At 28.7% G+C, this 26,964-nt stretch carries 25 protein-coding genes and 1 riboswitch; of the genes, 1 reads left to right on the forward strand and 24 read right to left on the reverse strand.

Annotation, left to right across the window (positions count from 1 at the left end):
• Positions 1-5: 5 nt before the first annotated feature.
• The 24 genes from AACH12_RS12965 to AACH12_RS13080 form a co-directional block, all read right to left on the reverse strand.
• Entirely contained in the window at positions 6-908 is a 903-nt protein-coding gene (locus tag AACH12_RS12965; protein WP_338535799.1) for an aldo/keto reductase, read from the reverse strand.
• 7 nt (positions 909-915) lie between these two features.
• Positions 916-2,241: a glutamate-1-semialdehyde 2,1-aminomutase gene (locus AACH12_RS12970; RefSeq protein WP_338535800.1), complete on the reverse strand. Its 1,326-nt coding sequence runs from the start codon at positions 2,239-2,241 to the stop codon at positions 916-918.
• Between the two features lie 13 nt (positions 2,242-2,254).
• The gene (locus tag AACH12_RS12975) at positions 2,255-3,265 is read right to left on the reverse strand and encodes an SDR family NAD(P)-dependent oxidoreductase (protein ID WP_338535801.1); all 1,011 of its coding nucleotides are present in this window, start codon (positions 3,263-3,265) and stop codon (positions 2,255-2,257) included.
• A 4-nt stretch (positions 3,266-3,269) separates the two neighbouring features.
• Positions 3,270-5,087, reverse strand: a complete 1,818-nt coding sequence (locus AACH12_RS12980) for a motility associated factor glycosyltransferase family protein (protein WP_338535802.1) — start codon at positions 5,085-5,087, stop codon at positions 3,270-3,272.
• Positions 5,087-5,317, reverse strand: a complete 231-nt coding sequence (locus AACH12_RS12985) for a hypothetical protein (RefSeq protein WP_338535803.1) — start codon at positions 5,315-5,317, stop codon at positions 5,087-5,089. Before AACH12_RS12985 ends, AACH12_RS12980 begins: the two co-directional genes overlap by 1 nt.
• A gap of 72 nt (positions 5,318-5,389) precedes the next feature.
• A complete protein-coding gene (locus AACH12_RS12990) occupies positions 5,390-6,550 on the reverse strand; it encodes a flagellin N-terminal helical domain-containing protein (RefSeq protein ID WP_338535804.1) in 1,161 nt (386 codons plus the stop codon).
• A 149-nt stretch (positions 6,551-6,699) separates the two neighbouring features.
• Positions 6,700-6,927 carry a carbon storage regulator CsrA gene (gene csrA / locus AACH12_RS12995; RefSeq protein ID WP_338535805.1) on the reverse strand — a complete coding sequence of 76 codons (228 nt, stop codon included), beginning with the start codon at positions 6,925-6,927 and terminating at the stop codon, positions 6,700-6,702.
• A gap of 9 nt (positions 6,928-6,936) precedes the next feature.
• The gene (gene fliW, locus AACH12_RS13000) at positions 6,937-7,371 is read right to left on the reverse strand and encodes a flagellar assembly protein FliW (protein ID WP_338535806.1); all 435 of its coding nucleotides are present in this window, start codon (positions 7,369-7,371) and stop codon (positions 6,937-6,939) included.
• An 11-nt stretch (positions 7,372-7,382) separates the two neighbouring features.
• Positions 7,383-7,949 (reverse strand): DUF6470 family protein, encoded by a 567-nt coding sequence (locus AACH12_RS13005; RefSeq protein ID WP_338535807.1) that lies wholly within the window; start codon positions 7,947-7,949, stop codon positions 7,383-7,385.
• A gap of 93 nt (positions 7,950-8,042) precedes the next feature.
• Complete coding sequence (gene flgL, locus AACH12_RS13010) at positions 8,043-9,632, reverse strand: flagellar hook-associated protein FlgL (RefSeq protein WP_338535808.1); 1,590 nt, start codon at positions 9,630-9,632, stop codon at positions 8,043-8,045.
• 76 nt (positions 9,633-9,708) lie between these two features.
• Positions 9,709-11,355: a flagellar hook-associated protein FlgK gene (gene flgK / locus AACH12_RS13015; RefSeq protein WP_338535809.1), complete on the reverse strand. Its 1,647-nt coding sequence runs from the start codon at positions 11,353-11,355 to the stop codon at positions 9,709-9,711.
• A gap of 171 nt (positions 11,356-11,526) precedes the next feature.
• On the reverse strand, positions 11,527-12,024 hold the full coding sequence (locus AACH12_RS13020) for a flagellar protein FlgN (RefSeq protein ID WP_338535810.1): 498 nt from the start codon (positions 12,022-12,024) through the stop codon (positions 11,527-11,529).
• 102 nt (positions 12,025-12,126) lie between these two features.
• Positions 12,127-12,408, reverse strand: coding sequence for a flagellar biosynthesis anti-sigma factor FlgM (gene flgM / locus AACH12_RS13025; protein ID WP_338535811.1), 282 nt, complete (start codon positions 12,406-12,408; stop codon positions 12,127-12,129).
• Positions 12,409-12,528: 120 nt separating this feature from the next.
• Positions 12,529-12,786, reverse strand: a complete 258-nt coding sequence (locus AACH12_RS13030; protein ID WP_338535812.1) for a Txe/YoeB family addiction module toxin — start codon at positions 12,784-12,786, stop codon at positions 12,529-12,531.
• Complete coding sequence (locus AACH12_RS13035) at positions 12,779-13,051, reverse strand: type II toxin-antitoxin system RelB/DinJ family antitoxin (protein WP_338535813.1); 273 nt, start codon at positions 13,049-13,051, stop codon at positions 12,779-12,781. The genes AACH12_RS13030 and AACH12_RS13035 overlap by 8 nt, the downstream gene beginning before the upstream one ends.
• Before the next feature lie 139 nt (positions 13,052-13,190).
• The gene (locus AACH12_RS13040) at positions 13,191-13,919 is read right to left on the reverse strand and encodes a ComF family protein (protein ID WP_338535814.1); all 729 of its coding nucleotides are present in this window, start codon (positions 13,917-13,919) and stop codon (positions 13,191-13,193) included.
• Positions 13,920-14,010: 91 nt separating this feature from the next.
• Entirely contained in the window at positions 14,011-16,266 is a 2,256-nt protein-coding gene (gene recD2, locus AACH12_RS13045) for an SF1B family DNA helicase RecD2 (RefSeq protein WP_338535815.1), read from the reverse strand.
• Between the two features lie 349 nt (positions 16,267-16,615).
• Entirely contained in the window at positions 16,616-17,269 is a 654-nt protein-coding gene (locus tag AACH12_RS13050) for a 3-oxoacid CoA-transferase subunit B (protein WP_338535816.1), read from the reverse strand.
• Positions 17,269-17,919, reverse strand: coding sequence for an acetate CoA-transferase subunit alpha (gene atoD / locus AACH12_RS13055; protein ID WP_338535817.1), 651 nt, complete (start codon positions 17,917-17,919; stop codon positions 17,269-17,271). Before atoD ends, AACH12_RS13050 begins: the two co-directional genes overlap by 1 nt.
• Positions 17,920-18,057: 138 nt before the next feature.
• Positions 18,058-19,125 (reverse strand): HD-GYP domain-containing protein, encoded by a 1,068-nt coding sequence (locus AACH12_RS13060; protein WP_338535818.1) that lies wholly within the window; start codon positions 19,123-19,125, stop codon positions 18,058-18,060.
• 88 nt (positions 19,126-19,213) lie between these two features.
• Positions 19,214-19,954: an HI0074 family nucleotidyltransferase substrate-binding subunit gene (locus AACH12_RS13065; RefSeq protein ID WP_338535819.1), complete on the reverse strand. Its 741-nt coding sequence runs from the start codon at positions 19,952-19,954 to the stop codon at positions 19,214-19,216.
• Between the two features lie 151 nt (positions 19,955-20,105).
• Positions 20,106-21,290 (reverse strand): methionine adenosyltransferase, encoded by a 1,185-nt coding sequence (gene metK / locus AACH12_RS13070; RefSeq protein WP_338535820.1) that lies wholly within the window; start codon positions 21,288-21,290, stop codon positions 20,106-20,108.
• A gap of 154 nt (positions 21,291-21,444) precedes the next feature.
• Positions 21,445-21,544: riboswitch (SAM riboswitch) on the reverse strand.
• Positions 21,545-21,800: 256 nt separating this feature from the next.
• Entirely contained in the window at positions 21,801-22,547 is a 747-nt protein-coding gene (locus AACH12_RS13075) for a LytR/AlgR family response regulator transcription factor (protein ID WP_338535821.1), read from the reverse strand.
• Positions 22,548-22,551: 4 nt separating this feature from the next.
• The gene (locus AACH12_RS13080) at positions 22,552-24,249 is read right to left on the reverse strand and encodes a LytS/YhcK type 5TM receptor domain-containing protein (protein WP_338535822.1); all 1,698 of its coding nucleotides are present in this window, start codon (positions 24,247-24,249) and stop codon (positions 22,552-22,554) included.
• A 180-nt stretch (positions 24,250-24,429) separates the two neighbouring features.
• On the opposite strand from AACH12_RS13080, the gene AACH12_RS13085 reads away from it, so the two are divergent.
• Positions 24,430-26,919 carry a phosphodiester glycosidase family protein gene (locus AACH12_RS13085; RefSeq protein WP_338535823.1) on the forward strand — a complete coding sequence of 830 codons (2,490 nt, stop codon included), beginning with the start codon at positions 24,430-24,432 and terminating at the stop codon, positions 26,917-26,919.
• The last annotated feature ends 45 nt before the right edge of the window (positions 26,920-26,964 follow it).

A 26,964-nucleotide genomic window follows, 5' to 3' on the forward strand; every position in this document is an offset into this window, starting at 1 on the left:
CTAATTTAATGCTTTTTACTCCAAAGATAAGGAAGTAACACTCCATAATCAACATTTAAAAACGTTTCATTTATTTCCTTGATATATTCTTTACTAACACTCTTCCCATATATTTCATTAATTTCTATTAATTGATCTAATGAATCTACTCCAATAACTATATAATCAATGCCTAGCGAATATTTAGAAAATAATAACGCCCCTTCTAAAACTGTATAATCATATTTTTTAAGTATTTCATTAAATTTATTTAAATAAACACCAGAATTTTTAACTCTTTTTTCTGCATCATTTGGCTCCATAAAAAGCAATCCTTGTAAAAATGAACTTCTAGCTAATACTTTAATATTTTTTTCTTTTGTAATTTCAAAAAAATTTGTTTTATTAAGCCTTAAATCAAATACATTAAAGGGAATTTGTATATAATCTATTTTCAAATTATTAACAGCATAAAGTGCATCTTCCACATTATAAATTGAAACCCCAATATTTTTAGTCACTCCTATTTTTTTAAGATTATATAATTCATTCACTATACGTTCATTATACATATACTCTGGATTATGAAGTAGTAAAGCATACAACTTTTTTAAATTCATTTTTTTTATCGATGTATTTACTTGATTAAAAATAATCTCTCTTAACTCTTTTTTTTCACATGTAATATCATTTTTTTCCAGTGTTAATTTTGTAAAAATATTAATTTCATCTAACTTATTTTTTAAAATATAGTCTCCAATTATTTCTTCAGCATCGCCATAAACTGGAGCTGTGTCAAAGAACACAATCCCTTTATCGATTCCGAATTTAATAATTTCATGTATCTCATTTACCGATCTCTTTCCTTTTTTATTATTAATGCCATAATCCATTCCGAACTGCACTGTTCCAAGACATATTTTTTCCATAATTCACCTAATTTATTTCTCTAAAAACAGGTTTAGTAGCTTTACCAATTAATAATCCTTCTGTACTCTTATTATTTATTGCCTTTAAATAAACTTCACAAGACTCTTTAAAGACCTTTAAAGTAAGATTAATATCATCATAATTATGCTCATGTGCTATAGTGAAAACACCTTGAAAAAGAACCCCTCTAGTTATCATCTCTTGCATAAAAAGTGTCCTAAACTCCATAGATACATTCAAATTATAATCTTTAAAAATAACTGCAGGAAAAATAGGATAGCCAATGATTTCAATATATTTAGTAAGTCCTAAATCCTCAATAATTTTATTAGCATTTGTAGTAATATATTTTCCTTTTTCCCAGTTTTTTTCTATTATATTTTCATCTTTTAATTCATTTATAACTTCAATCGCAGCCGCAAGACCATGTGTTTCAGCTCCATGAGTCGTTGAAATAAGAAAAACTTTTTTTAATCCTTCTTCTATCCCACCAAGTTTCATAATATCTTTTTTACCTGCTAAAAATGCTACAGAAAATCCATTTCCGACAGCTTTTCCAAAAGTAGATAAATCAGGCTCTAATCCAAAATACTCCTGGGCTCCGCCTAGAGCATATCTAAATCCTGTTATCATTTCATCTAAAATAAATACAGTTCCATTTTTTTTACATTCGTTTTGAAGCTCAATTAAGAAATTATCTTTTGGTTGGTCAAATTTTACCGCTTCAAGAATTAGGCAAGCTATTTCGCCCTCGTTTTCCTTAAACATCTGCTTAACACTTTCAATATCATTATAAGAAAATTTTACAGTTAATTCTTTTGTGCTTTTGGGAATTCCAAAATCGCATTTTGTTGACCCTATAAACCAATCATCATAGCTAAAAAATGGTTGGTCTTTACACACTGCAACTTTTTCCCTTAAGGTATATGCTCTTGAAAGTTTGACCGCAGCTGTTGTCACTGTTGACCCATTCTTAGCAAATTTAAACATATCATATTTAGGAAATACTTCTTTAAGAAGTTTTGCAAAAGTAAGTTCAATATCGGCAGGTCTTTGAAAATTCACTCCATAATCTAGTTGTTTTTTTACTGCATTTATAACTTTTTCATAAGCATGTCCTAAACAAACTGATGTAAGACCCATAGTCCAGTCAAGATATTTATTGTCATCTATATCCCATATATAAACTCCTTTACCTCTCTTTATTCCTTTAGGTGAAAGAAAAGGAAATTGATCATCTCCTTTACTGTATGTATGTGCACCACCTGGTATTAAATTATTTATTTCTCTAGAAAACTCATTGTTTTTCTTAAAATTAGTATATTTCTTCATAACAAACCTCCAATTATATCAATTTTTCGTCTTCAAAAATCTTTCTAATTTCTTCCCTTGATACTATTTCATGCCTATCCGATCTATAACTATCCATTACTTTTTCACTTACTATTTTTTCTTTATATTTATTATTTTTGAAATATGAAGGTATTACAAACATATCTTCAAATTCCATCGCCTTTAAAGCTTCATCTTTTGTCATTAATTCTTCATACATTTTTTCACCTTGTCTAAATCCAATTATTCTTTTTTTAATTTTTGAAACATTTATATCATATTTTTTTGCAGTTTCTTCAATAATACATTCAATTAAATCATCTAATTTAATACAAGGCATTTTTAATATAAACGTTTCTCCTCCATCAGCTCTATCAACTACTCTAAGTAAAAGTTCTACTGCTTTTGATACACTCATCATAAATCTAGTCATTTGGCCATTTGTTACAGTGACTTCTTTATTATTAATAACCTGCTTCTTTATACTTGGTATAACTGAGCCACGTGAGCCCATAATATTACCAAATCTAACTACAGAAAATTTGGTTCTATAACTCCCAGAATTAGATCCCTCAGACACAAATAATTTTTCAGCTAATAATTTTGTAGCCCCATAAGTATTCACTGGATTAATAGCTTTATCACTAGAAGAAAAAATAACTTTTGAAACATTGTTTTTTATTGCAGCTTTTATAACATTTTTGGTTCCAATAACATTCGTTTTAATTGCTTCTTCAGGATTATATTCACATGAACCAACATGTTTCATAGCTGCTAGATGAAAAACATAATCAATTTGATCCATAGCAAACTCAAGTCTAAATTTATCTCTAATATCACCTATTAAAAATCTTAATCTTTCATCATCTCCATATTCTTGCATCATCTCAAACTGTTTAAACTCGTCTCTACTAAAAACTCTAATTACCTTAGCTTTTTCTTTTAAAAGTCTTTTGACTAGTGCTTTTCCAACGGTTCCTGTACCGCCTATTATTAATATTTTTTTATTTTCAAAATTACTCATAATATCACTCTTCTTTTTTATAAATTTTCTTAAGTTCATTAAGAACAAAAAATACAATCTCAATATAATCATGAATCTCAGCATTTTTTGTTATATGTTTTTGAATTTCATTTTTATACTTTTCTATTTCATCGACATTTTCAATATTAAAACTAATATCATATGCCTGAAAAAGTAGCTTTAAATGTGCTTCAACAACACTACTGTAAAAAGGATTTTTAGCCAATTCACTATCAATATATATAAGCTTACCAAATACCTCTTTTAATTTTTCAATTTTACTATAGCCATCACTTTCTTCTAATTGTTTTATTAATATAAATTTTGTTTCTATACTTTTCTTAATAAACAAACTATCATCCCAAATATGTTTAAATAGCAATTTTTGATTTTCATAACTATACCCATCTTTTATATCTTTACTAAGTTCATTTTTTATACTATATTCATCAATATAATTTAAATCTAAAAGTAAATCAGATAATGGAAGAAGCGTAGTTCCTTTAATAGATGCTCCACCTAAACTCACATTATAGTGTGGTATATTAGTTTCAGAAATCATAAGTTCAAATTGATCTTTCATTCCCCAATATGCTAAATCAGTATATGATTTTTCGCCAAGATTGTTTGTAATTTCTATATAATCTTTTAAGTTAAAATCAATTTTTTCATCATCATTCCAAGAACCTTTAGCATATCTTTTTTTACCACTAAAACTTAAATCTTGCCCAAGAAGTACTATTTTACTTGCACCAGACTTAATAATAAAGTCATGCGTGACACTTGCAATAGAATAATTACTTTTATAATACTCTATTTCTTTACCGATAGTATTATAAAAGTATTTTACCAAATATTCTGAATCAATTGCAATTCTTATAATTGGCCCCTTATAATAATTTAAAATTTCATAATACATAGAATTCATAAAAATTAATGGGACGTCATCATTATACACATCTTTAAAAATTTCCATATTCTCATCAAAAGGGTCCATAAAAAATCTAAAATGAGGTTTCACTCCATTTTCTTCAAGTATTTTAATAGCTGTACCAACCGCAATTACTATAGATTTCTTTTTAAGCTCTTCTATTTTATCAATTTCTCTTCCAAGAGATGGCCCAGCAGAAACTATTGTAACAACCTTGGAATTTAAAAATTTCGAAAAATTTTCACTACAATGCTCACTAGAAAACCTAATGTTCATAAGTTCATTAATAAGATTAATTCTAGCCGTCGATCTAACCGTATTTAAATTTATTCGAAGATTTTTAATGTAATCATGTAGTTTCTTCATAACAACTGTATAATAGTCCTCAAAAGCACTAATAATATACATATGATATACAAAGCCTATATTAGTTTTTATATTGGTTTTTATAAAATCCAATGCCATATTATATGTTTCTTCAATTGTTCTATTTATAACGATAGTCAAATTACTCGTAATATTTAATTTTGATAAATCCGATATATTTATAAAATTTATAAAAAGCTTTTTGCTTGGTTCAATTAACATAAGGTTTTTAAGTTTTGGATATCTAGTTTTAATTTCTTCAATAAAATGACCTTCTCCGCATCCAAAAATAACCAGACTTTCTACTTGCTTATCCAGTTTAGAAAACATTTTATTCATTTCATTTTGCACATCGTATATACTATGTAAAAAAATACTATTATTATTCTTTATAAAATATTTTGCATTTAAACTTGCATTTATATTAACTTTAATATCCTGTATATCCTCTCTCTCCTGCAGATCATTTGATACATAGGGAATTCTTCTTTCTAAAAATTCTATATTTTTTTCTATTATTTTCATTACATTTTCCCCTCAAGCAAAACTGGTTTAATTTCATATTTTATAAGATCTGCAAATAACAATAAATCATTATTATTTAATGCGTATTCAAGATTTTGAAGAACACTAGAATTTTTTCCTTGAAACTTTAAATAATTTCCTTCTATGATTTTAAATAGTTTTTCAATCGCTTTATTTCTTTCTAAAGTATTTTTTAAAAAAATACTATCTATTATACTATCTATATTCATGCTTACACCTCATATATATATTTTAAAAAATCGGCCTCAAAGAGACCGATTAAAGTTCAACCATTTTAAAGACTATCTCAATAATTGAAGTACTCCCTGAGGAGCTTGATTTGCTTGAGCTAACATCGATTGACCAGCTTGTTGAAGAATATTATTTTTAGTAAATTCCATCATTTCCTTAGCCATATCAACGTCTCTAATTCTTGATTCTGATGCTTGCATATTTTCAGAAGATGTATCTAAGTTCTTAATAGTATGTTCAAGTCTGTTTTGAGCTGCACCAAATTTGGCTCTTTGACTTGAAACATCAACAATAGCTGCATCAAGCTGAGTTATCAATACCTGAGCTTTGGCAGTAGTAGAAACAGCAGTGTTATCAGCTACTAAAGTGGCAATATCTGTTGTTCCAGTTACACCACCAAGATTTGAAGAACTCATATCTGTAAAGGCTACGCTCATTGTTTGGTTAGCATTAGCTCCAATTTGGAATGAAGCTGAGCCAGTACCTGTTACAAGAATAGTAGAAGCGTTAACTCCAGCAGCGATATTAGTTGCTGTTGCAGCTGCTGTTGCTGTTAAACTAACTTTAACTCCTAAACTATCGAAATCTAAGTTAACAACATCACCTGCTGCTGCTGCTGCTGCAACTGTAATAGTTTGAGCTTTACCATCAGTACCTGTAAGTGTTAAAGAAGTATCTGATGATGAAAAAGTGTAAGTCTGAGCTTTTGCAGAACTTACCTCAAGTGTAGTTACAGTAGTATTGTTAACAGTACCACCGACAACAACATCACCAGTTCCATCTTTACCTATTAAAGTACCATCAAGTATTTTTTTACCATTAAATTCAGTAACAGATGAAATTCTATCTACTTCTGATCTAAGTGCATTCATTTCTTCACCAATTGCAGTTCTATCAGTAGATTGTAAAGTATCATTTGAAGCTTGTACTGATAGTTCTCTCATTCTTTGAAGTATTGAATGAGTTTCATTAAGACCACCTTCAGCTGTTTGTATCATTGAAATACCATCTTGTGCATTTCTAGAACCTTGATTAAGACCTCTGATTTGTCCTCTCATTTTTTCTGAGATTGCAAGACCAGCAGCGTCGTCGCCAGCTCTATTGATTCTTAAACCTGAAGATAATTTTTCGATTGATTTTGATCCGTTTTCTCCGCTAATACCAAGTTGTCTAGCAGTGTTCATCGCCATAAGATTGTGATTAATTCTCATAATTGATTCCTCCTTGAGTTTTTTGTATGACATCCTTGTCATAGTATATTAATAATATCTGAAATAATAAGAGCGGCCGCCACTATATTATTTTCATACTTTAGTATCGGTATTTTTTTTCTTTACTTTAATACTTTTTTAATATTTTTTTATTTTTCTTTTACTAATCCAGTTAATTCTTTAAGTTTTTCTTTATTTGCCTGAGCTTTTTTATTTTCTTCTTCTATTTTAATAAAAATTTCTTTTCTAAATACTTCCACTTCTTTAGGTGCTTCTATACCAAGTTTTATACGCCCATCACCTATTTGAATAATTTTAACTTCAATATTCCCATTAATAATTAAACTTTCTTCTTTTTTTCTTGTTAGTATCAGCATATTTGCCTCCTATTTATTAACCTTCTTAAATATACTATGTTTATACGGGAAATCTTCATTTAAAATTAACTGTTTTGCTTTTTTATTATTTTTATTAATAATTATTGGGGCTTTTAAATTTATAGTAGTATTCTTTACTTCATTTGGTATAACAGTAATGCTATAAATTTCAATATCTTCATGCGTTTTTATATTAAGCTTTTCAATAATGCTATCATTAACTTCAAAGTCATATTCATCTAAAAATAGAAATGGTGAAGTAACAATAAAACTTAATTTTTCATCTACTATAGATTGAAGCCAATGAAAAGGAAGATCTGGTTCTGGATTAATTATTAATATAAACTCCTTCATATTTGTGAAGCCATATAATCCTTCTTCAAAATATATTATATCTTCCTTTAAAAATTCAATTTCACCTAAAAATTTTGTTTCAATCTTCATACATACCTCCATTATATTTTCTTGTCAAATTTGTCTTTAACCGCTTTCATAGTTATAGAATTTTTTTGTCTCATGTATATTTCTACTTTACCCATTTTACTTTCAATTATAGGTTTATTTGCTTTTATATTATTATTTACTTTTCCCTTTTCAACTTTTATATCAAGTTTTCCTTTTATAACGTCTATTTTTGCTCCTGAACGTGGCATTGTAACCATACCTGTTTCTCTTTGAAACTGAAGATATGCATTTTCTTCGGCCTGGTCTGCAATTGGAGTTCCACCCTTATGAATATCAGCTAGTTGATTTCCTTGGTCTACATTTTTTGCCATAGCCTTATACATAGCGCTCTTAGCTATACTAATAAATTCTTTTGTTAATTCAAATGGATTTTTTAAATTTGATTCCGAAAATGCCGCGCTTTGATCTATGGTAACTTTAGGAAGAGTAGATTCAATTTTCACTTTTGGCAAAGTAGAAGACAAATCAAAATCTGCTTTAGGTTGCTTTATAGAAAGAGATGCATTTGTAGTCTTTATTCCTATTTTAGCATTTGTACTATTTATCTCAATTTTCATAAAATCATCACCTTAAATGCTGAATCATATTTTCACTTTATAATTTGACACTTACATTAAAACTAAAAACTCATATACATATCATACTTAGTTCTATTTTATAAAATCTATTAAACTTGGTTGAATTACTCTAGAACCTGTTGAAAGAGATGCTCTATAAACATTTTCTGAATTTTTAAGCCACATAATTACTTTAGACATATCAGCGTCTTGTACATCACTTAAAAGCTTAGTTATAGATACACTATTTTCATCAATTCTATTTGTTACAAGTTCCATCCTATTTGTTCTTGCGCCAACATCCGCAAGTTCAGTTAAAAAATTTTCTACATGTGAATCAATAGTATCTAAAAACGAACTAATCTTTGTTTGATCATTGCTAGTTAGGGATGAAATAAGTTCATCAAAATCTTGAATCAATTTACTCTTATTTGATTTTATTGGTCTTACTTCTATTTTGGGGACACTTCCATCACTTAAAGTTCCTGTTGTCGAAAAAGTTAAATTTCCACCACTAACTCCAGCTACCACCGAACCCGATGCAAAGCCAGCAGCCGTAATTGCCGAATTTAGACTACTTACTAAAGTAGACACATCCTGTGGACTTACAGTTCCAAGTGTTATTTTTTTTGTTTCATCATTTACTGTTAATAAAAAAGATTTATTGTCAAAATCAGTCCCTATATCTGCGTCAGATATACTTGCACCACTTACCTCAGCTTCACTAACATTAATTCCACCACTATAGGTAGACGAAATAGCCGGTGTGCTAGTGATCGATTCTGCTACAAGCCCATAAATTTTAGGCTCAATAGCAAGTTTATTATCAGCGTTAAAATATATATTAGCTGTGTCTTCCAGTTTATTAGCCGACCCATCAACAGAATTATTTAATGCATCAATAAAATCTGCTTTTACAATTGGAGTATCTACAGTTCCTTTTAAATTTGTAGTATCTACTGTGAAATTAGTTCCACCAATATTTATAGTGAAACCACCAGTGCTATAATCAGAAGTTAAATCTATTTCATTGTCACTTAACAACTTCGATTTCGATGCAGCTACTCCATCGCTCGTACCAGATGGCATTTTTGTTATAAAGTTACTGTTGTCAGGAACATAACCATATAAATTTATACCATTTGTACTAATTTTTATATCTTCACCAACCCCAATTTGATAGGATGTTTCAGGAGTATTATTTATATCGTTATCTGTAATATCAACATTAAAAGAACCATCATCTTTTAACAATTTTTTATCTGTATGATAGCCAGAAAATATATATCTACCTGCAAATGAAAAATTAGCATTTGATATAATCTGTTCTTTAATTTGCTCCATTTCTTTTGCAATATTTGAAGTTTCAAGTACGCTATTTGAACCATTAGCTGCTTGAACAGTTAATTCTCTTGCTCTTTGAAAAAGTTTATTTGTATCCATCATATTACTTTCAGTAGCTTCAAGCCAAGAAGTTGCATCTCTAGTATTTGTTGCGTACTGATCAAGTTCAGAAGCATCTGTTCTATATTTAATAATTTTTGAAGCACCAACAGGATCATCTGAAGCACTTTGAACCCTTTTACCTGTAGCAAGTTGGTCTTGCATAACCTGCATTTTATTTAAGTTATTATTAACATTCGATATTAAATTCCTAACCAGCATTGAATTTGTAACTCTCATCTTCTCACACCCTTTAAATTTAACTAATAACTTGATAATTAAAAATTAATTTGTTTCTTAATAAATAGAATATAACCTATCTCACAAGATTTATTATAGTTTCAAGTAACTTATCTACAGTTGTAAGCATTTTTGCATTTGCATTGTAGGAATGCTGAAATTGCACCATACTTGCCATTTCTTCATCAAGAGACACCCCTGAATACGATTCTTTGCTATTAGTAACAGAATCCACCATAACCTTTTGATTATCTTTTACTCTCGTTGCTTCCTGGGCATCTACGCCTAAGTTTGATACTAAAGATTTAATAAAATCATCTGGAGAACCCCAATCAAAAAGTTCAACATTATGTCTTACGTCAGCAATTTTAAGCGCATTATTTCCATCACCTGGAACACCGTCCTGTGACACCGATGCTTCAAATTTATTTAAATCATTTTCAATATCACTCGAAATAGTTACTTCACTTGCTTTCATTCTGTCTACTAATAAATAGGTATCATCAACTAGTTTTACAGATTTACCTTTATAATTTGGATTATTGTCAATAATACTTGCAATATTATTTTTCATAATTTTATCATTTTCTTTATCTGTAAGCGAAGAAGATGTACCACTAAGTACTGCAGATGTAACGTCTACTCCAGCTCCACCGTTAAAACCTTTTGTTTTTAAGTACGTTTTATAATCACTAGATGACATTCCATTAATAGTAAACATAAAAGTCCCTGTATTTTTATCAAGATCATAGCCTTTTTGATGTACATTATTAATTTCTGTACCCATGACATCTATAAATTCATTTGTTTTATCTAAATAATATGGAATCCCTTTATCAGTGCCCGAAATATTATCTCTCATTTCTGTTATACCTTTTATTTTACCCGAACTAGCAGTGAACGTTGAACCAGAAGACCATACCAAATCTTTTAAATGACTTGTATCTACATCGTTAAGTTTGCTTGTTCTTTCTGTCTGCTCTAGAGTATCATGATTATAGTGATTAACTATTTCATGGCCCGCAACAGAAACATGAAATCTTTTTTGATCATCTTCATAGTAATTTATTTCAACTAATTCTGACATTTTATCTAATAATAAATTTCTTTGATCCCTAACGTCGTTTGCTTTTCCACCTTCAAGTTCTGAACTGTAAATCACTTTATTTAAAGTCGAAATTTGCTCGGCATACCCATTTATATCTGTAATCGCTACACTAAGTTCAAAATTTGTATCATTTTGAAGTTTTTCAAGTTTTGAGTAAGTGTTGTTTAATCCTTTTGTAAGTGCTATCGCCCTCTGTCTTACCAAAGCTCTTGTTGTTAAACTTTCTGGATTTTTATTAAGTTCTTGAAGCGAACTATAAAACTGATCCATAATTTTACTTATTCCTGATTCAGAAGGTTCATTTATTATTGCTTCAATATTTTTAAGAATATCTTCTTTTTTTGACCACTCACCCATTTTACTATTTTCTGTTCTAAATGAATAATCTAAAAATTCATTTCTAATTTGTTTTATAGCATCAGTATCAACGCCAGTTCCAATCATTCCCTGAATTGATGGAAGTGAATCTGGAGAAAATGCATGCATATCAACTCTTTGTCTTGAAAATCCTTCTGTGTTTGCATTTGCAATATTATGTGATGTTACTTGAAGTGCTCTTTGTGAAGCAAATAATCCTGATTTTGCAATATTAAGTCCAAAAAACGTTGATCCCATTATAATCCCACCTTTTCTTTGATGATTAACATTTCATTTATCCGATGCCTTAGAGTTCTAATACCCCCACTTCTTAAAAAAGTAGGGGATAAAGAACTCTAAAAAGGCCCTGGATTATGTTTTCTAAGATTCAGTGGGAGTAAAAACCCCCTCTGAATCTAAGAAATTCATTTATGCCTTTGCATCAAATAAACTTTTCCTTTGAATAAACTTCGGATCTTTTCCATCAGAAGCGTATTTATTATCTTCTTCTATTCCTGCTAATAAACCAATATTAAAATCAATAAACTTAAGTGATTGATCTATAAGCTGACTATTCAACTCATTCTTATTTTTAATATCGTCAATAATTCCAATAAGTTGATTTTTAACTGTATTTAATTTGTTTTTTGAATCTTGGTCTAAATGTGTTATTAGTTCAGTTATAGTATCAATATTTTTTATATTTAAATCTTTCATAATTTTATTTATAACTTTTTCTCTGTAATTTTCTAGTTTTACAAGGCTCATAGCAAGTCCTTGTTCTCTAATAGTTATTTTATCAAGTTCTTTTATTTTTCCATCTATAATAATTTGTTTTTTATCATCTGCAATTTTTGTAAGTTCTTTGTATATTTCATACTCTTTTTGAAGAGCATTTATTAAATCGTCTACATAGTTAACTAACATATTTTACTCCTTTTTCCTTGGCTATTTTTACTAAAAATATTAAGTTTAAAAAAGGGAACTATCACAGTTTTCTGTAAAAGCTCCCTTTTCACTCGTCTTATGTCACTTATCACTTAAAGAACTAAGTATCTTTTCAGCAACTTCTCTACTAGAAGGTTTATATGTTCCGCTGCTAATTTGCTTTTTGACACTATTTATCTTGTCCTGTCTTACTTCAGGCAAGGCATCAAAAGCTTTTTTTGCAACTTGAAACTCTCTTGCTTCATCAGATATCTCAATTTTGTCTTTTGAAAATTTTACTCCTTCTGTTGATTTAACTTTATTAACATTTTTTCCATAACTTTTCATAACTTTTTGAACACTAGGATTATTAAAAATCTTCATAAAAACACCCCCAATCACTACCGATTTTTCTTAACTTTGTTATCGGCATCTTTGAAGGAGTCTTTAATGTTTTCTTATATTTTTTTATTTTAACCATGTTGACAATCATTTAGATGATTTTTAGTCATCATAATGTCCTTTACATTGAATTATCTCTATAATTCCATCTTTTAAATCATATACAAGTCGATTACATTCGTCAATTCTTTTACTCCAACCTTTACAATATTTAAGTGGCTCTGCTTTTCCTATTCCACCATTACCATTTCTTTCAATATCTTTTAATATTTGATTAATTCGTTTTAATGTTTTTCTATCTTGACCTTGCCAGTATATATATTCTTTCCACGCTCTTTCAGAAAATACAAGTTTACTCATTTGCCATATCCTCAAGTTCTTCCATTGTCTTTACGACAACTTTGCCTTGATTTATTTGCTTAATAGATTCATCAATTGATTTCAAATTACTAGCACTATAAAATGGATCAACAGATACCTCAAATGGTATTCTATGTTCTCTACTCATTTTCTTTGCAAATATAGTAAATGCAGTCGTCATATTCATGCCTAATTCTTTACAAGTTTGTTCCATTGCTTTTTTTAAATTTTCATCTATGCGAATACTTATTGATGTTTGAGACATATAATCACTTCCTCTTTATTTTAATTATACAACTTTTGATTCACATTGTAAATACTTAGTGACTACACTGTATATTCATAGCTTTGTAAATAATCATAATTATTTTCTTGTATTGTATTGAAGATTTTATATATGAGTTTTAATCTTTACACCTAATTGCAAGCGTACAAATATAAATTTTTTCTGCTCCATTATATTTAAGAACCTTTGAACATTCATTTAAAGTAGTACCCGTCGTATAGATATCATCAATAATCAAAATATTTTTCCTAGTAAAATTTTTTTTGTTATTAATAATAAAAGCCCCTTCAATTTCATTTTTTCTTTCTTCTTTAGAAAGTACTTTTAATCTTTTAGTTATCTTTGTTCTAATTAAAATCTTTTTAGAATTTATACCTATTTTTTTAGAAATGTCATTTGCTATAAGTTCTGACTGATTATATCCTCTAAAAAATTTCCTTGTAAAATGAACTGGAACAAATGTTATAAGATCAATATCCAAATCATTTAAATTTAAATTATCAATAATTAAATCTGAAAAAACACTATACAAGTAATTTTTTTCATTATACTTAAAATCCATTAATAATTTTTTTATTGTTCCTGAAAATACACAAAGAGAAAAGCCCCCGTCAAAATAAAAATCATTCTTTCTGCACTCCATGCATTTTTCATAGGATGAAATTTCGCTAATACCTCTACCGCAAATTCTACATGTTTTCCCTTTAATAATAGTTAAAGTTTTTAAGCATTCCTCGCAAAGTGAATATTTATCACTTGAGTAAATTTCACACCCGCAATTTACGCATGTAACCTTATCTGGAAAAATTAGATCTAGAATTTTAGAGAAAATTTTTAAATTAATCATAAAATATATCCTTTGTTTTTTACTATTTACAAATGGCGTAGAATATTTTGTAAATATTTTACATATTTTAATATTAACTTAATTTAAATTTTTAGTCAACTTGATTTTCTAATATTTCCTTATACATACTTGTGATATGGGTAAATTTATCTTTAAGTCCAGTGTTTCTATTTATGTTTGAATTATTATTAATCATATTATTAAGGTATTTTTCCTCACCAACAAGTACTACTAATTTTCTGGCTCTTGTTATTGCAGTATAAAGTACATTTCTAGTCATTAAAACTTCAGCACCATAACTTATTGGCATTACAACTACTGGAAACTCGCTTCCTTGACTTTTATGTACTGTTATAGCATAGGCATGCATAATTTCATCTAGTGATGTAAATTCATATTTAACTATTTTTTCATTATCATAAAGTATGTTTACTGTTTTATTAATTTCATCAATTTTTTCAATAAATCCAATATCTCCATTAAAAACGCCTTCTCCGTCACTACCTAAAATAGTTTTCCATTTAATAGTGTAGTTGTTTTTAATCTGCATTATTTTATCGCCTTCACGAAATAATTTATCTCCAAACTTCTTTTCCTTTTTTAATTTACTACTTGGATTTAAAACTTTTTGAAGTTCATTGTTAATATTTTTTGTTCCTATCATGGATTTTTTCATTGGAGTTAATACTTGTATATCTAGAACCTTATCTAATTTATAGTAATTCGGAAGTCTACTTGAGCAAAGATTTTTAATTATCCCAACTATATTTTTATGTTCTCTTTCATTTATAAAAAAGAAATCTTTATCTTTCTCATTTAATAAAGGTTTATTTCCTTTATTAATTCTATGTGCATTTGTAACTATCATACTTTCACTTGCTTGCCTAAATATTCTATCTAACTTTATAATATCCATAAACTCAATGCTTGCTTCAATTATATCTTTAAGAACGCTCCCCGCTCCAACACTTGGTAGTTGATCAGAATCTCCAACTAGTATAAGCCTAGTTCCCTCAGGTACTGCATTAAGTAGGCTATTCATAAGAAGTATATCAACCATAGACATCTCATCAATAATAATGACATCTGCTGTTAATGGATTTTCTTCATTTTTATTAAATCCAATAACATCACTTTTTTCGTTTGAATAGGTGTATTCAAGTAGTCTATGAATAGTTTTAGCTTCTCTTGAAGTTGCTTCGGTCATTTTTTTTGCAGCTCTTCCAGTTGGTGCTGCAAGTTTTACACTAAACATAACTGACTCAAATACTTTAATAATTGTATTTATAATTGTTGTCTTTCCAGTTCCTGGTCCACCCGTTATAACTGTAACTCCGCCTTTAACAGCTTTTGTTATTGCATCTATTTGTTTGTCATCAAAACTTATATCATTTTGACTTTCTATATTTTTTATCTCATTTTTTACATCTATTTTTACTTCTTTAAAGTCACTTGATGAAAGACTAAAAAGTTTTTGACAAACTTTCACTTCAGAGTGATAGTAAATTGGAAAATATATTACAGTTTTATCATTATATTTGTCAAAATATAGTTCACCTTTTATAACTAATTCTTTTATTTCAACTTTAATAAGCTCTCTATCTACATACAAGATACTAAATGATTTTTCAATTAAATCCTCTTCAAAAGCAAATGTATGACCATTTCTAATAAAAGTGTTTAAAGCATATTTAATTCCTGTGTGCATTCTGTAAATAGATTCTTCAGAAATCCCCATTTTTTTAGCAATCATATCAGCCTGCCTAAAACCAATTCCTGCTATTTCATCAGCTAACATATATGGATTTTCACTAATAAATTCGATTGTATTTTCACCAAATGCTTTAAATATTTTGGTCGCCATTGTATTTGAAAGGCCAATTTTTTGAAGGTAAATCATAATATCTCTAAATGCAGCTTGCATAGAAAACGAAGACGTTATATCATTGATTTTTTTTTCGCCAATACCTGGTATTTCTTTTAACCTTTCAGGATTATATTTCATAATATCAAATGTATCTTGGCCAAATTTATCTACAATTTTTTTAGCAAAAGACGGTCCTATTCCTTTAACTACGCCAGATGATAAATATCTTAAAACCTCATCACTTGTTTTTGGTGATATTATCTCACTAGAAATAACATCAATTTGTTCACCATAAGAAGGATGAACAACTTCTCTTCCAACAATTTTCATCATTTCGCCTTCATTTATTATTGGAATAATGCCTTTTATATAAATATATTCGCTACCAAGAGCATCTTTATCAATAATCGCAACGACAAATCCATTCTCTTCGTTTTTATATATAATTTCTTCAATAATACCCTTAATTTCTATTGGCATAATTACCTCATCTTCGTAAACTTTTTTGATTTAACTTAAAATCATTATATAACATTGATATTGTTAATAAAAGGAATATATAAAAAATAGCCTTCTACCTTGCACTTAAAAACTAGCAAAAAATAAATAATAACAGAATGCGCCTTCCAGCCGGTTCTGCTGGTGAAGCTTCCACCTTGCAGTCAAAATGATAGCAAAAAATAAATAATAACATAAAGCGCCTTCCAGCTGGGTTTGCTGGTGAAGCTTCCCGACTTGCAGTCAAAATGATGGCAAAAAATAAATAATAACAGAATGCGCCTTCCAGCCGATTCTGCTGGTGAAGCATTCTGTTATTATTTATTTTTCATTATAAATATTCTTTTAAATCACTTGCAAATGTTAACTCTGCGCCTGTTTTACTTATAAGTTCTTCTCTTGTAATACTTGGAGACATTTCTGTAACTAAAATTCCTTCTTTTGTAACTTCCATAACTGCAAGTTCAGTAACTATCATATTTACTTGACCTTTTGCAGTAAGTGGAAGAGTACACTCTTTAAGTATCTTAGGATTACCATGTTTATCTGTATGAGTAGTTGCAATAATTACTTCTTTAGCTCCAGTAACAAGATCCATAGCACCTCCCATTCCAGGTACTAATTTACCAGGAATAGTCCAGTTAGCTAGATTTCCAAGTCCATCAACTTGAAGTGCTCCTAGTACTGTAAAATCAACATGTCCACCTCTAATAATACCAAATGACGTTGCACTATCAAAAAATGCTCCGCCAGGTAAAATAGTTACTGGCATTGCTCCTGCATTAGTTAAATCTTGATCTTCTTTTCCTTCTTCAGGTTTTGGTCCAAGTCCAACTAAACCGTTTTCTGATTGAAAAATAACATCTTCGTCTTTAGGAACATAATCTGCAACCATCGTTGGAAGCCCTATACCTAAATTCACTAGATTTCCAGGTTTAAATTCTTTTGCAATTCTTTTTGCAATAATTTCTTTTATTGTATTCATTATTTATTACCTCCTACAATGTAATTCACAAAAATTGATGGTGTAACAACATCATTAGGATCAATTTCACCAATTTCCACTACTTCTTCAGCTTCAACTACCACAGTTTCAGCTGCCATTGCCATAAGAGGATTAAAGTTTCTAGTAGTTGCATTATAAAAAACATTTCCTTTTTTATCTACTTTACTTCCGAAAATTAATGCTATATCAGCTTTTAAAGGAAGTTCAAGCAAGTATTCTTTTCCATTAACAGTAATTTTTTCTTTTCCTTCTTCAACGACTGTTCCAAGTCCTGTTGGAGTTAAAAAACCGCCAAGTCCCGTTCCACCTGAACGTACTTGTTCAGCTAAAGTTCCTTGTGGTACCAATTCAACTTCGATTTCTCCAGCATTAAGCTGTCTTCCAGTTTCTCTGTTTGTACCAATGTGAGAAACAATTGCTTTTTTTACCTGACCTGAAACAATTAATTTACCTACTCCTTTTTTTTCAAAAGCAGTGTCATTAGCTATTAATACAAGATTTTTAACTTTGCTTTCAACTAACTTGTCAATTAATTTTTCCGGTGTACCACACCCTAAAAATCCACCTACCATAATTGTCATACCATCTTTAATATGACTTATAGCTTCATCGAATGAAATTTGTTTCATTTTTTAGCCCCCTGTTTAACGTGCATTTATTTTTTTTTGCACAAATTTATTACCTCATTACTATCATACACGAAAAAAGGAAAAAGAGAAAATAAAAAAATGAAAAAAACAATAAGTTTTTTTCATTTTTTAACATATTTAATCAATAGAATAAATCATCTTTTTTATTACTAAATTTGTTTCTTCACTAAGGTCCACTTCTGTGTAGTTTATTCCATAAATCGATTTATTAATAATTCTTATTTTGGGCCTTAAAGGAAGTTGTTTTGGAACAAAATCTACAACTGCTTTTTCCCCTGTATTTAACTCAATTAATGACCCTGCAGGAAAAGGATTAATTTTTTTTATAAACTCATTCACAATTTCAAATTTAAAATGTCTGTCTGCAACTCCCATAATGTATTCAATAGCTTCACTAGGAGTAGAAGCTCTTTTATATGGCTTGTCAGAAACCATAGCATCATAAATATCAGAAAGCCCAACTATTTGAGATAATATGCTAACATTACTTCCTTTAGTCCTACTTGGATAACCACTACCATCTATATGTTCATGATGTTGAAAAACAATTGATTTAGTATGCGAGCTAATAAACGGTAAGTCTTTTAAAAGTTCATAGCCTCTTTTAGGATGCATAATAATCATCTTTTGTTCATCAATTGTTAATTTTTCAGTTTTATTTACAACAGCTTTAGGAATAAGTGCTAGTCCAATATCATGGTAAATAGCACCAATAAATAAATCTTTTAACTGATCTCGTTTTAATTTTAAAGACCAACCTAGTAATACAGAAAGAAGAGCTGTGTTAAAGGAAGAGGTATATAAATAGTTGTCAGTTTTTTTTATATCAACATATTCAATTTGATCATTTCTAACTGATGAAACTTCATATAAAATATCATCACTAAGTTCATATATTTTTTTATGAATGTCAATAAAACTTACCCTTTTAGAAACAGCATCAAAAAGTTCTTTAACAAGAAGATTTCCCCTTTGCCTAAGTTGCTGACTAATGACTGAATTAACTTCATAATCACTATGTTCATCTATAATATATACAGTAAAAATATTCTGGTCTTCAATTTGCTTAACTAATTCTTTAGTAAGTATAGCTCCATATCTAACCAAAACACCACTATTTAAAGTGTATAATGTTTCGCCGAGCTTATGAGTTTCTTTAACATATGAAGTAGGTATTGCTCTCATATAATCACCCCTAGTGTAATGTGATTGTACACACACGAATAAATTATCCCTTTGTAAATGTTATTGATTTTTACCTTGTTATTAATTATTATTTTTTTGAACTTTTAATTATTTCTTTGTCCATAGCATTAATAAATTTATTAAAAACATAAATGTATTCATTTTTAATATTTTCAAATATTAAAATAGCACTTTCTTCATCATAAGTGTGAACTGTCTTATTTCTATCTTGAAGCATCTTTAACCACACTTGTGCGTCTTCTATTAATCCTACTTTATATGATTCTTTTATGGCAGTCCTTGGAGAAGTACCTTCTGCAATTCCATTATATTCAAGATACACTTTCATTAATTTCCACGACATTTCGTAGACAAATTCAAATCTTTGTATACTCGCATCTAGAACTATATCATCTTCAATATAATTTCTATGAATACTCTCATCCAATTTTAAATAAGCCTTTTTTAAATCATGTAGTTTATCTTTTATTTTTTCTAATAAAACCATAATTTCTCCTTCATTATTTAAAAAATATAAAATTACTCCATCATTATCTATATTATTTTTGAATTTTTGATTCATTATCTTATTATAATCTACGACATCAATTTTATATATTATATCAATTTTTTCTAATTGTTCACATATTTCATATATTTTTTCGCTGTTTTTTCTAAAAATTAGCGCAATATCAATATCTGATGTGTTTTTATAATCTCCACGAGCACGAGATCCGAACAGGATAACTTTTTCTAATACATTTGTATACTCCTTAAACACATTTATGATTTCAAAAAATTCTTTTTTAAACATTCCGTATTTTTCCATAAAAACCTCTTTCTCAAACTCTATTCATCTTTATTATAGAATATTATTCATAATGAGTCCACATAGGAATTATTTTAATCTAAAATTTCGTACAAAAAAGAACTTACTTTAAGCAATAACTTAAAAGTAAGTTCTTTTTGTTCTCTCTGTTTTATAAATTAGCTTCTTTTCTAAGAAGTTCAGCTTTATCTGTTTTCTCCCAAGGTAAATCTAAATCATCTCGTCCAAAATGTCCATATGCCGCAGTTTGTTTATAAATTGGTCTTCTTAAATCAAGATCGCGTATTATTGCAGCAGGTCTTAAGTCAAAATGTTTTCTAACCAACTCTTCAATTTTTTCTTCATCTATTTTGGCAGTTCCAAAAGTTTCAACAAGTAAAGAAACTGGATGAGCAACACCAATTGCGTATGCAAGTTCTATTTCACATTTATCTGCAAGTCCAGCAGCCACAATATTCTTTGCAACATATCTTGCTGCATATGCTGCTGATCTATCTACTTTTGTAGGATCTTTTCCTGAAAAAGCTCCCCCACCATGTCTAGAATATCCACCATAAGTGTCAACTATAATTTTACGGCCAGTAAGTCCAGCGTCACCATGAGGTCCTCCAATAACAAATCTTCCTGTTGGATTAATAAAATATTTAGTATTTTCATCGAGTAAATTCGCATCTACTACAGGAAGAACAACTAATCTCTTTAAATCCTCTTCAATTTGTTCTCTAGTAACATCAGGATCGTGCTGAGTTGATATTACTATAGTATCTACTCTAACTGGTTTATCATCAATATATTCAACCGTAACTTGTGTTTTTCCATCTGGTCTTAAATATTTAAGCCTTCCTTCTTTTCTTACATCAGAAAGTTTTTTAGCAAGTTTATGCGATAATGCTATTGGAAGAGGCATTAATTCTTTAGTTTCATTACATGCAAATCCAAACATTAATCCTTGGTCTCCTGCTCCTATAGCTTCAATGTCATCCATTTGTCCTTCTTTACTTTCAAGTGCTTCATTTACACCCATAGCAATATCTGTTGATTGTTCGTCAAGTGCAACAAGTACTGCGCAAGTTGCAGCATCAAAACCATATTTCGCTCTGTTATAGCCAATTTCATCAACTGTTTTTCTAACAACTTTTTGAATATTTATATAACACGACGTACTAATTTCGCCAGAAACTAAAACTAATCCTGTAGTAACTGACGTTTCGCATGCAACTCTAGCAGATGGATCTTCTGTATAAATAGCATCTAGTATTGAATCTGATATCTGATCGCACATTTTATCTGGGTGGCCTTCTGTAACCGACTCAGATGTAAATAGTCTTTTTCTCATTTCTTCCTCCTCCACTTTAAAAACAAATATATATTATCATTTGAATACCCATATTTAATAATTTTAAATATAAATTTCACCCTTTTTTAAACCATTTTGACTCAAAAAACATTTAAACCCTTCTTCAAAGACAAAGAGGGGTTAATTACTACTTTCCTCATCTCTCAGATTTCTCTGTAGGATTTAGCACCGGCTTTATAAAAGTGGTTGCTGGACTTCATCGGGCCTATTCCCTCCGTCACTCTAAATAAGGTATATTCAATTCTAGCATAGTCAATATATCACAAAACATAAACTAGTGCAAGAAAATTTTATCGACTTTTTAAAATACTTTATCTAGAAAAAAGTTTCTTTACTGCAACAAAACATAAATGAATTTCTAAGATTCAGAGGGAGTTTTTACTCCCACTGAATCTTAGAAAACATAATCCAAGGCCTTTTTAGAGTTCTTTATCTCCCACTTTTTTAAGAAGTGGGGGTATTAGAACTCTTAGGCATCGGATAAATTATTTATATTCCAACAAATTCTTTGAATTTTTTTATTTGACTTCTTGATACTGGTACCTTTTCATCTAGATATTTTACTTTAACCATATAAGTATTATTAAACCACGGTTCAATAGTTTCTATATAATCAATATTTAATATATAACTCCTATGTGTTCTAAAAAAATCTGTATTTGTAAGCTTTGATTCTAATTGACTTAATGTTCCACTATAATTATATTCTTTATTTCTTGTAAAAATAATGGTGTTTTTTCCTTCTACTTTAGCATAAATAATTGAATCAATATCAAGAGGCATATATACACCGTTTTGCTCAAGACAAATTCTTGAAGATGTATTTAAGTCATTAAACAATATCTTATTATTTATAAGAGGATCAACTAAGTTAATTCTATTATGTTTAATTTTTTCAATTGTATTTTCAAGCCTTAATGCAGAAATAGGCTTGAGTAAATAATCAAGAGCGTTAACTTCAAAAGCATTTATTGCATATTCATTGTATGCTGTGACAAAAATAATAAGTGGTGGATTATCAAAACTAGATAACTTTGAAGCAACAACTATTCCACTAATTCTTGGCATATCTATATCTAAAAAAACTACATCTATATTTTTCTCTTTAGCAATATTTAAACATTCAATACCGTTATCAGCTTCACCAATTAATTCAAAATCATTAAAATCTCCTAACAAAAATTTAAGTTCATCTCTTGCAGGCTTCTCATCATCGACAATTAAATATTTAATCACAAAATCACTCCTTAGTAATTTTTTTACTTAAGTTTGGTATAATAAAACTTACACTTGTACCAATATTTTCTTTACTCTCTAAGTTTAAACCATATTGTTTCCCGTATTTCATCATTAATCTTGAATTTACATTTGAAAGTCCAATTGAATTACCTTTTTTCTCATGTAAAATACTGTTCAACTTATATTTTTTTATACCAACACCATTATCTTTAACTGTAATTGTAGTTCCCTCAATAGAATTTCTAACAAAAATCTCTACCTCTCCGCCATTTATTTTTTCAAATATACCATGTTTAATTGCATTTTCAACTAATGGCTGTATTAGTAGTGGAGGTATCATACATTCAACATCTTCGTCAACTTCACATTTTACAGATAGTTTATCTCCAAACCTTGCTTTCTCAATTTCAACATAATTCATAACCGTATTTATCTCTTTTCTAATATCAATATCATCATTTTTCCCAAGCATATTATTTCTAAAATATTCACCTAAATTAAGTAAAGTTTCTCTCGCTTTATCTGGATCAGTTCTTGTAAATGATACTATTGTGTTAATCGCATTAAATAAAAAATGAGGGTTAATCTGTGCTTGAAGAGAACGAAGTTCTGATTTAGCAAGTAGTTCTTCTTGTTTTGAAATTTTACTTAAAGCAAGTTGTGTTGCGAAGAGAGAAGCCAAGCCGTTTGCTAGCTCAACATCAAAAGTATTAATAGCATTTTGTCTTTTTTTATAAAGTTTTAAAGTTCCAATCACTTCATCTTCTTCTTTTAATGGTACAATTACTGCAGATTTTAATTTTGTTTTTGTCCTTAAACACTCTAAGCCTTTATTAGAATTTAATACTATATACTTTCCACTTTCAATCACTTCTTTAGTAGCACTATTTTTTATAGGTTTAATTCCATTTTGATCAATTACATTGTCTCCAATTGCAGCAATTCTGTTTTCTCTATTTGTTATAGCCACAGCTGAAATAGAAATAGAATTATAAATAAGTTCTACAGTTTTTTTTGCTGTTTTTTCATCAAGACCATTTCTTAGATACTTTAGTGTTTTTTTAGCAATTTTTAATACTGTTTGTGCTTGATGAGCTGCTATGGCTTCTTGTTCCTTATAAATTGATTCAATAAAAGCTATAAAAAGAGCTATTCCAAGTGAATTAGAAAACATCATAGGAAAAGCAATTATCTTAACTAAATCAAAAGCTTCTACAAATGGACGAGCTATAATTAAAACTAATATCATATGCATAAATTCACTAACTAGACCAACTGAAAACCCAAATACCCATTTATTTGATGACTTATAAAAATACTTAGATAAGAGTCCTGCTATTATACCCTCTAAAAGTGTTGAAAGTGCACAAGGAAGTGATGTAAAACCATTAATATCTATTAAAAACCTGTGTGTACCTGCTATAAGTCCCGCTAGTAGTCCAACTATTGGTCCACCAAAAAAACCACCTACTGCCGGTCCTATTATCCTTGCATTTACAATCGCTCCATTTATATGAATGCCAAAATAAGTACCTAAAATTCCTATCATGCCGAAAAAAATACCTGAAAGTAAAATTTCTTTTTTATTATATTTATCTTTAGTAATAAATCCTTTAAAAAACCTAAATTTAGTTATAACTGCCGTTAGAAGAATAATCATACCAAGTTTATTAAGCATTTCAAAAAATAGTGAAATCATACTGTTCACCTCATCTACATATTTTTATACTACTATAATATCATATTTTTTCTATCACCATATTATAAGTTTTTTACTTAACGCACTAAGACTTAATACTATTGTAATAGATATGTAACTTTGATTTATAAATTATTAAGTATAATATAATTAAAAAATCAATTTACAACGGAGGCATAAATGAAAAAATATATTCTAATAATAGTATTAATTTTATCAACTCAAATAACAAGTTTTGCAGATTATTCTACTATTTACACAAGTTCTAATAAAGAAATTTTATCAAATGGTATTACATACGAAAAAAAATCTATATTTACCGACAAAGGGTGGATAAATCTAAATATTATGTATGCTGATTTAAATGATAAAAATACCTATGCAGATGTCTTGTTTAATAGTGGGGACATAACACTTAGAAAGCCTTTATCTTCTTTATCTTTAAAAGAAAATTTAGTAAGCTCTATTAATGGCGATTTTTTTGATTCTTCTTCAAAATCTACTCTTGGAACAATTTTAAGTAATAACAAATTGATTTCTACAGGTATTCATGACGGAAAATTTGCATCTTTTAATATATCAAAAGACGGAATCCCATTTCTTGAAAACTGGAAAACTGCTGGAATAAAACTAACAAATGAAAACAGTAATACTCTTATGATAGAGTATAAAAACAAACCTTACCTTGAATATAATAGGGCTATTATTTTTGATAAAAACTGGAGAGATTACTCTTATGGAAATACTCTGGATAAAGACATAATTGAAATTGTAATAAAAGACGATGTAATTACTGATATTAGAAAAAATCTAGAGAAAATAAAAATTCCCGATAAGGGATACGTAATATCTGCGGTAGGTAGAAAAATTAGTGAAATAGAAAAAAACTTTTCACTAGGTGATAAAATTTCTATAAACTATGATGATAATTTTTCAAATATAAAAACGTCTATAGGTGGCGGTGCAATTATAGTTAAAAACGGTCAACTCGAAACAAATTTATCCCTATCAATTAAAGGAAGTCATCCTAGAACTGCAATAGGAATAACAAAGGACAGAAAAAAATTAATTCTTGTACAAATTGATGGTAGAAAATCTTTTAATCCCGGTGTGAGTGAAAATGAACTTTCAAATATTATGATTTCACTTGGTGCATATAACGCAATAAATATGGATGGCGGAGGTTCTTCAGAAATGCTTATAAAGCGTTCTCCTCTAAGCGATATATCTATTGTAAATACACCATCAGACGGAAATGAAAGAAAAATATTTACCGGACTTGGCATTTTTGATAATTCACCAAAAGAAGACATTAGTAAACTAGTAAGCAATTTAAATGATAATTTAATCTTAAATATTCCTTCAAGTATAAAAATATGGGCAGAAGACGTAAATCACCATAGATATGAACTAGATAAAAATGATATATCTATTACAATCAGTGGTATTAAGGCAAATATTACAAATGATAGTGTGACTCCAACAAGCGAAGGAGATGGTGTTTTAACCATTAAATATAAAGATTTAATTCTTTCCAAACAAGTTCACTCTAGCGATGATATAGTCGATTTAAAAATTAATAACAACATTCTTTTTTTAGATCCTAATGAAACTTTTAAATTTAATATTTCTGCAATTGATTCTAGTGGACATTCTTATATACTAAATAATAAAAACTTGTTTTTTACATTAAATGGAGATATCGGAACCATTGATACTTTAGGAACCTTAAGCGCAAGCCATGAAAAAACAAAAGGTATAATTAGAATATCATTTAATAACATAGATAAATATATCCCCGTTGTAATAGGTAATGATTCAATTTTGCTTGATGATTTTGAAGATGATAAGTCCCTAATAAATTTCATTTCTTATCCAGAAAATAGTAAAGGATACTTAAAAAAAATTAAATTTAGCTATAATAATTCTTTCGGATATGCTCTTAATTATGATTTTACTTATACAAATAAGACGAGAGCGGCTTACCTTAATTATAAAGAGCCTATTACTTTACCCGAAAATACTAAAAAAATCGGCCTTTGGGTATTTGGAAATTATGGTAATAGCCATTGGTTAAGAGCTAAACTTTCAGATGAAACTGGAAAAATGTATAATATAACTTTTGAAAAAAATGTGAATTGGAAGGGTTGGAAATATGTCGAAGCTTTGCTTCCCAAAAACATTGAGTCGCCTGCAAAAGTTGAAAGAATATATTTAGTAGAAGATAATTCAAGTTTAAGAGATCAAAACATAATCGTTATTGATGACTTAAGCGCTATTTTAAATCCAACCATCGATTTTGAAATTCCAAAAGATAAGACCAATTATAAAAGTTACAAATTTAATGATGCTTCTAGCTCGCTTATTAATGAAAAAAACAATTTATTAAGCTCTATAAATGTTAATAAAAATAATGATATATATATCAATAAAACTATGGGAAATATTAGATATATTCATATTATTAATTCTAATGGATCAATAAGAGAAAATGGATATGGTCAGTGGCTTGATTTGATTAATTTAGAAGAAAATATAAAAGAAAAAGGGTTGATTATTGACTTTTCAGATCAATTAAAATTCAAAGATCCAAATGAAGAAATTCTTTTTTATAAAACTTTAAAAAATATTAAAAAATCTAATAATATTTCAATACTACTAATAAGATAAGAAGAAGAGAAAAGCATATTAGCTGATTCATCTAGCTCTTAGATG

The organism is Helicovermis profundi (assembly GCF_033097505.1).
In the GTDB taxonomy this organism is placed as follows: domain Bacteria; phylum Bacillota; class Clostridia; order Peptostreptococcales; family Acidaminobacteraceae; genus Helicovermis; species Helicovermis profundi.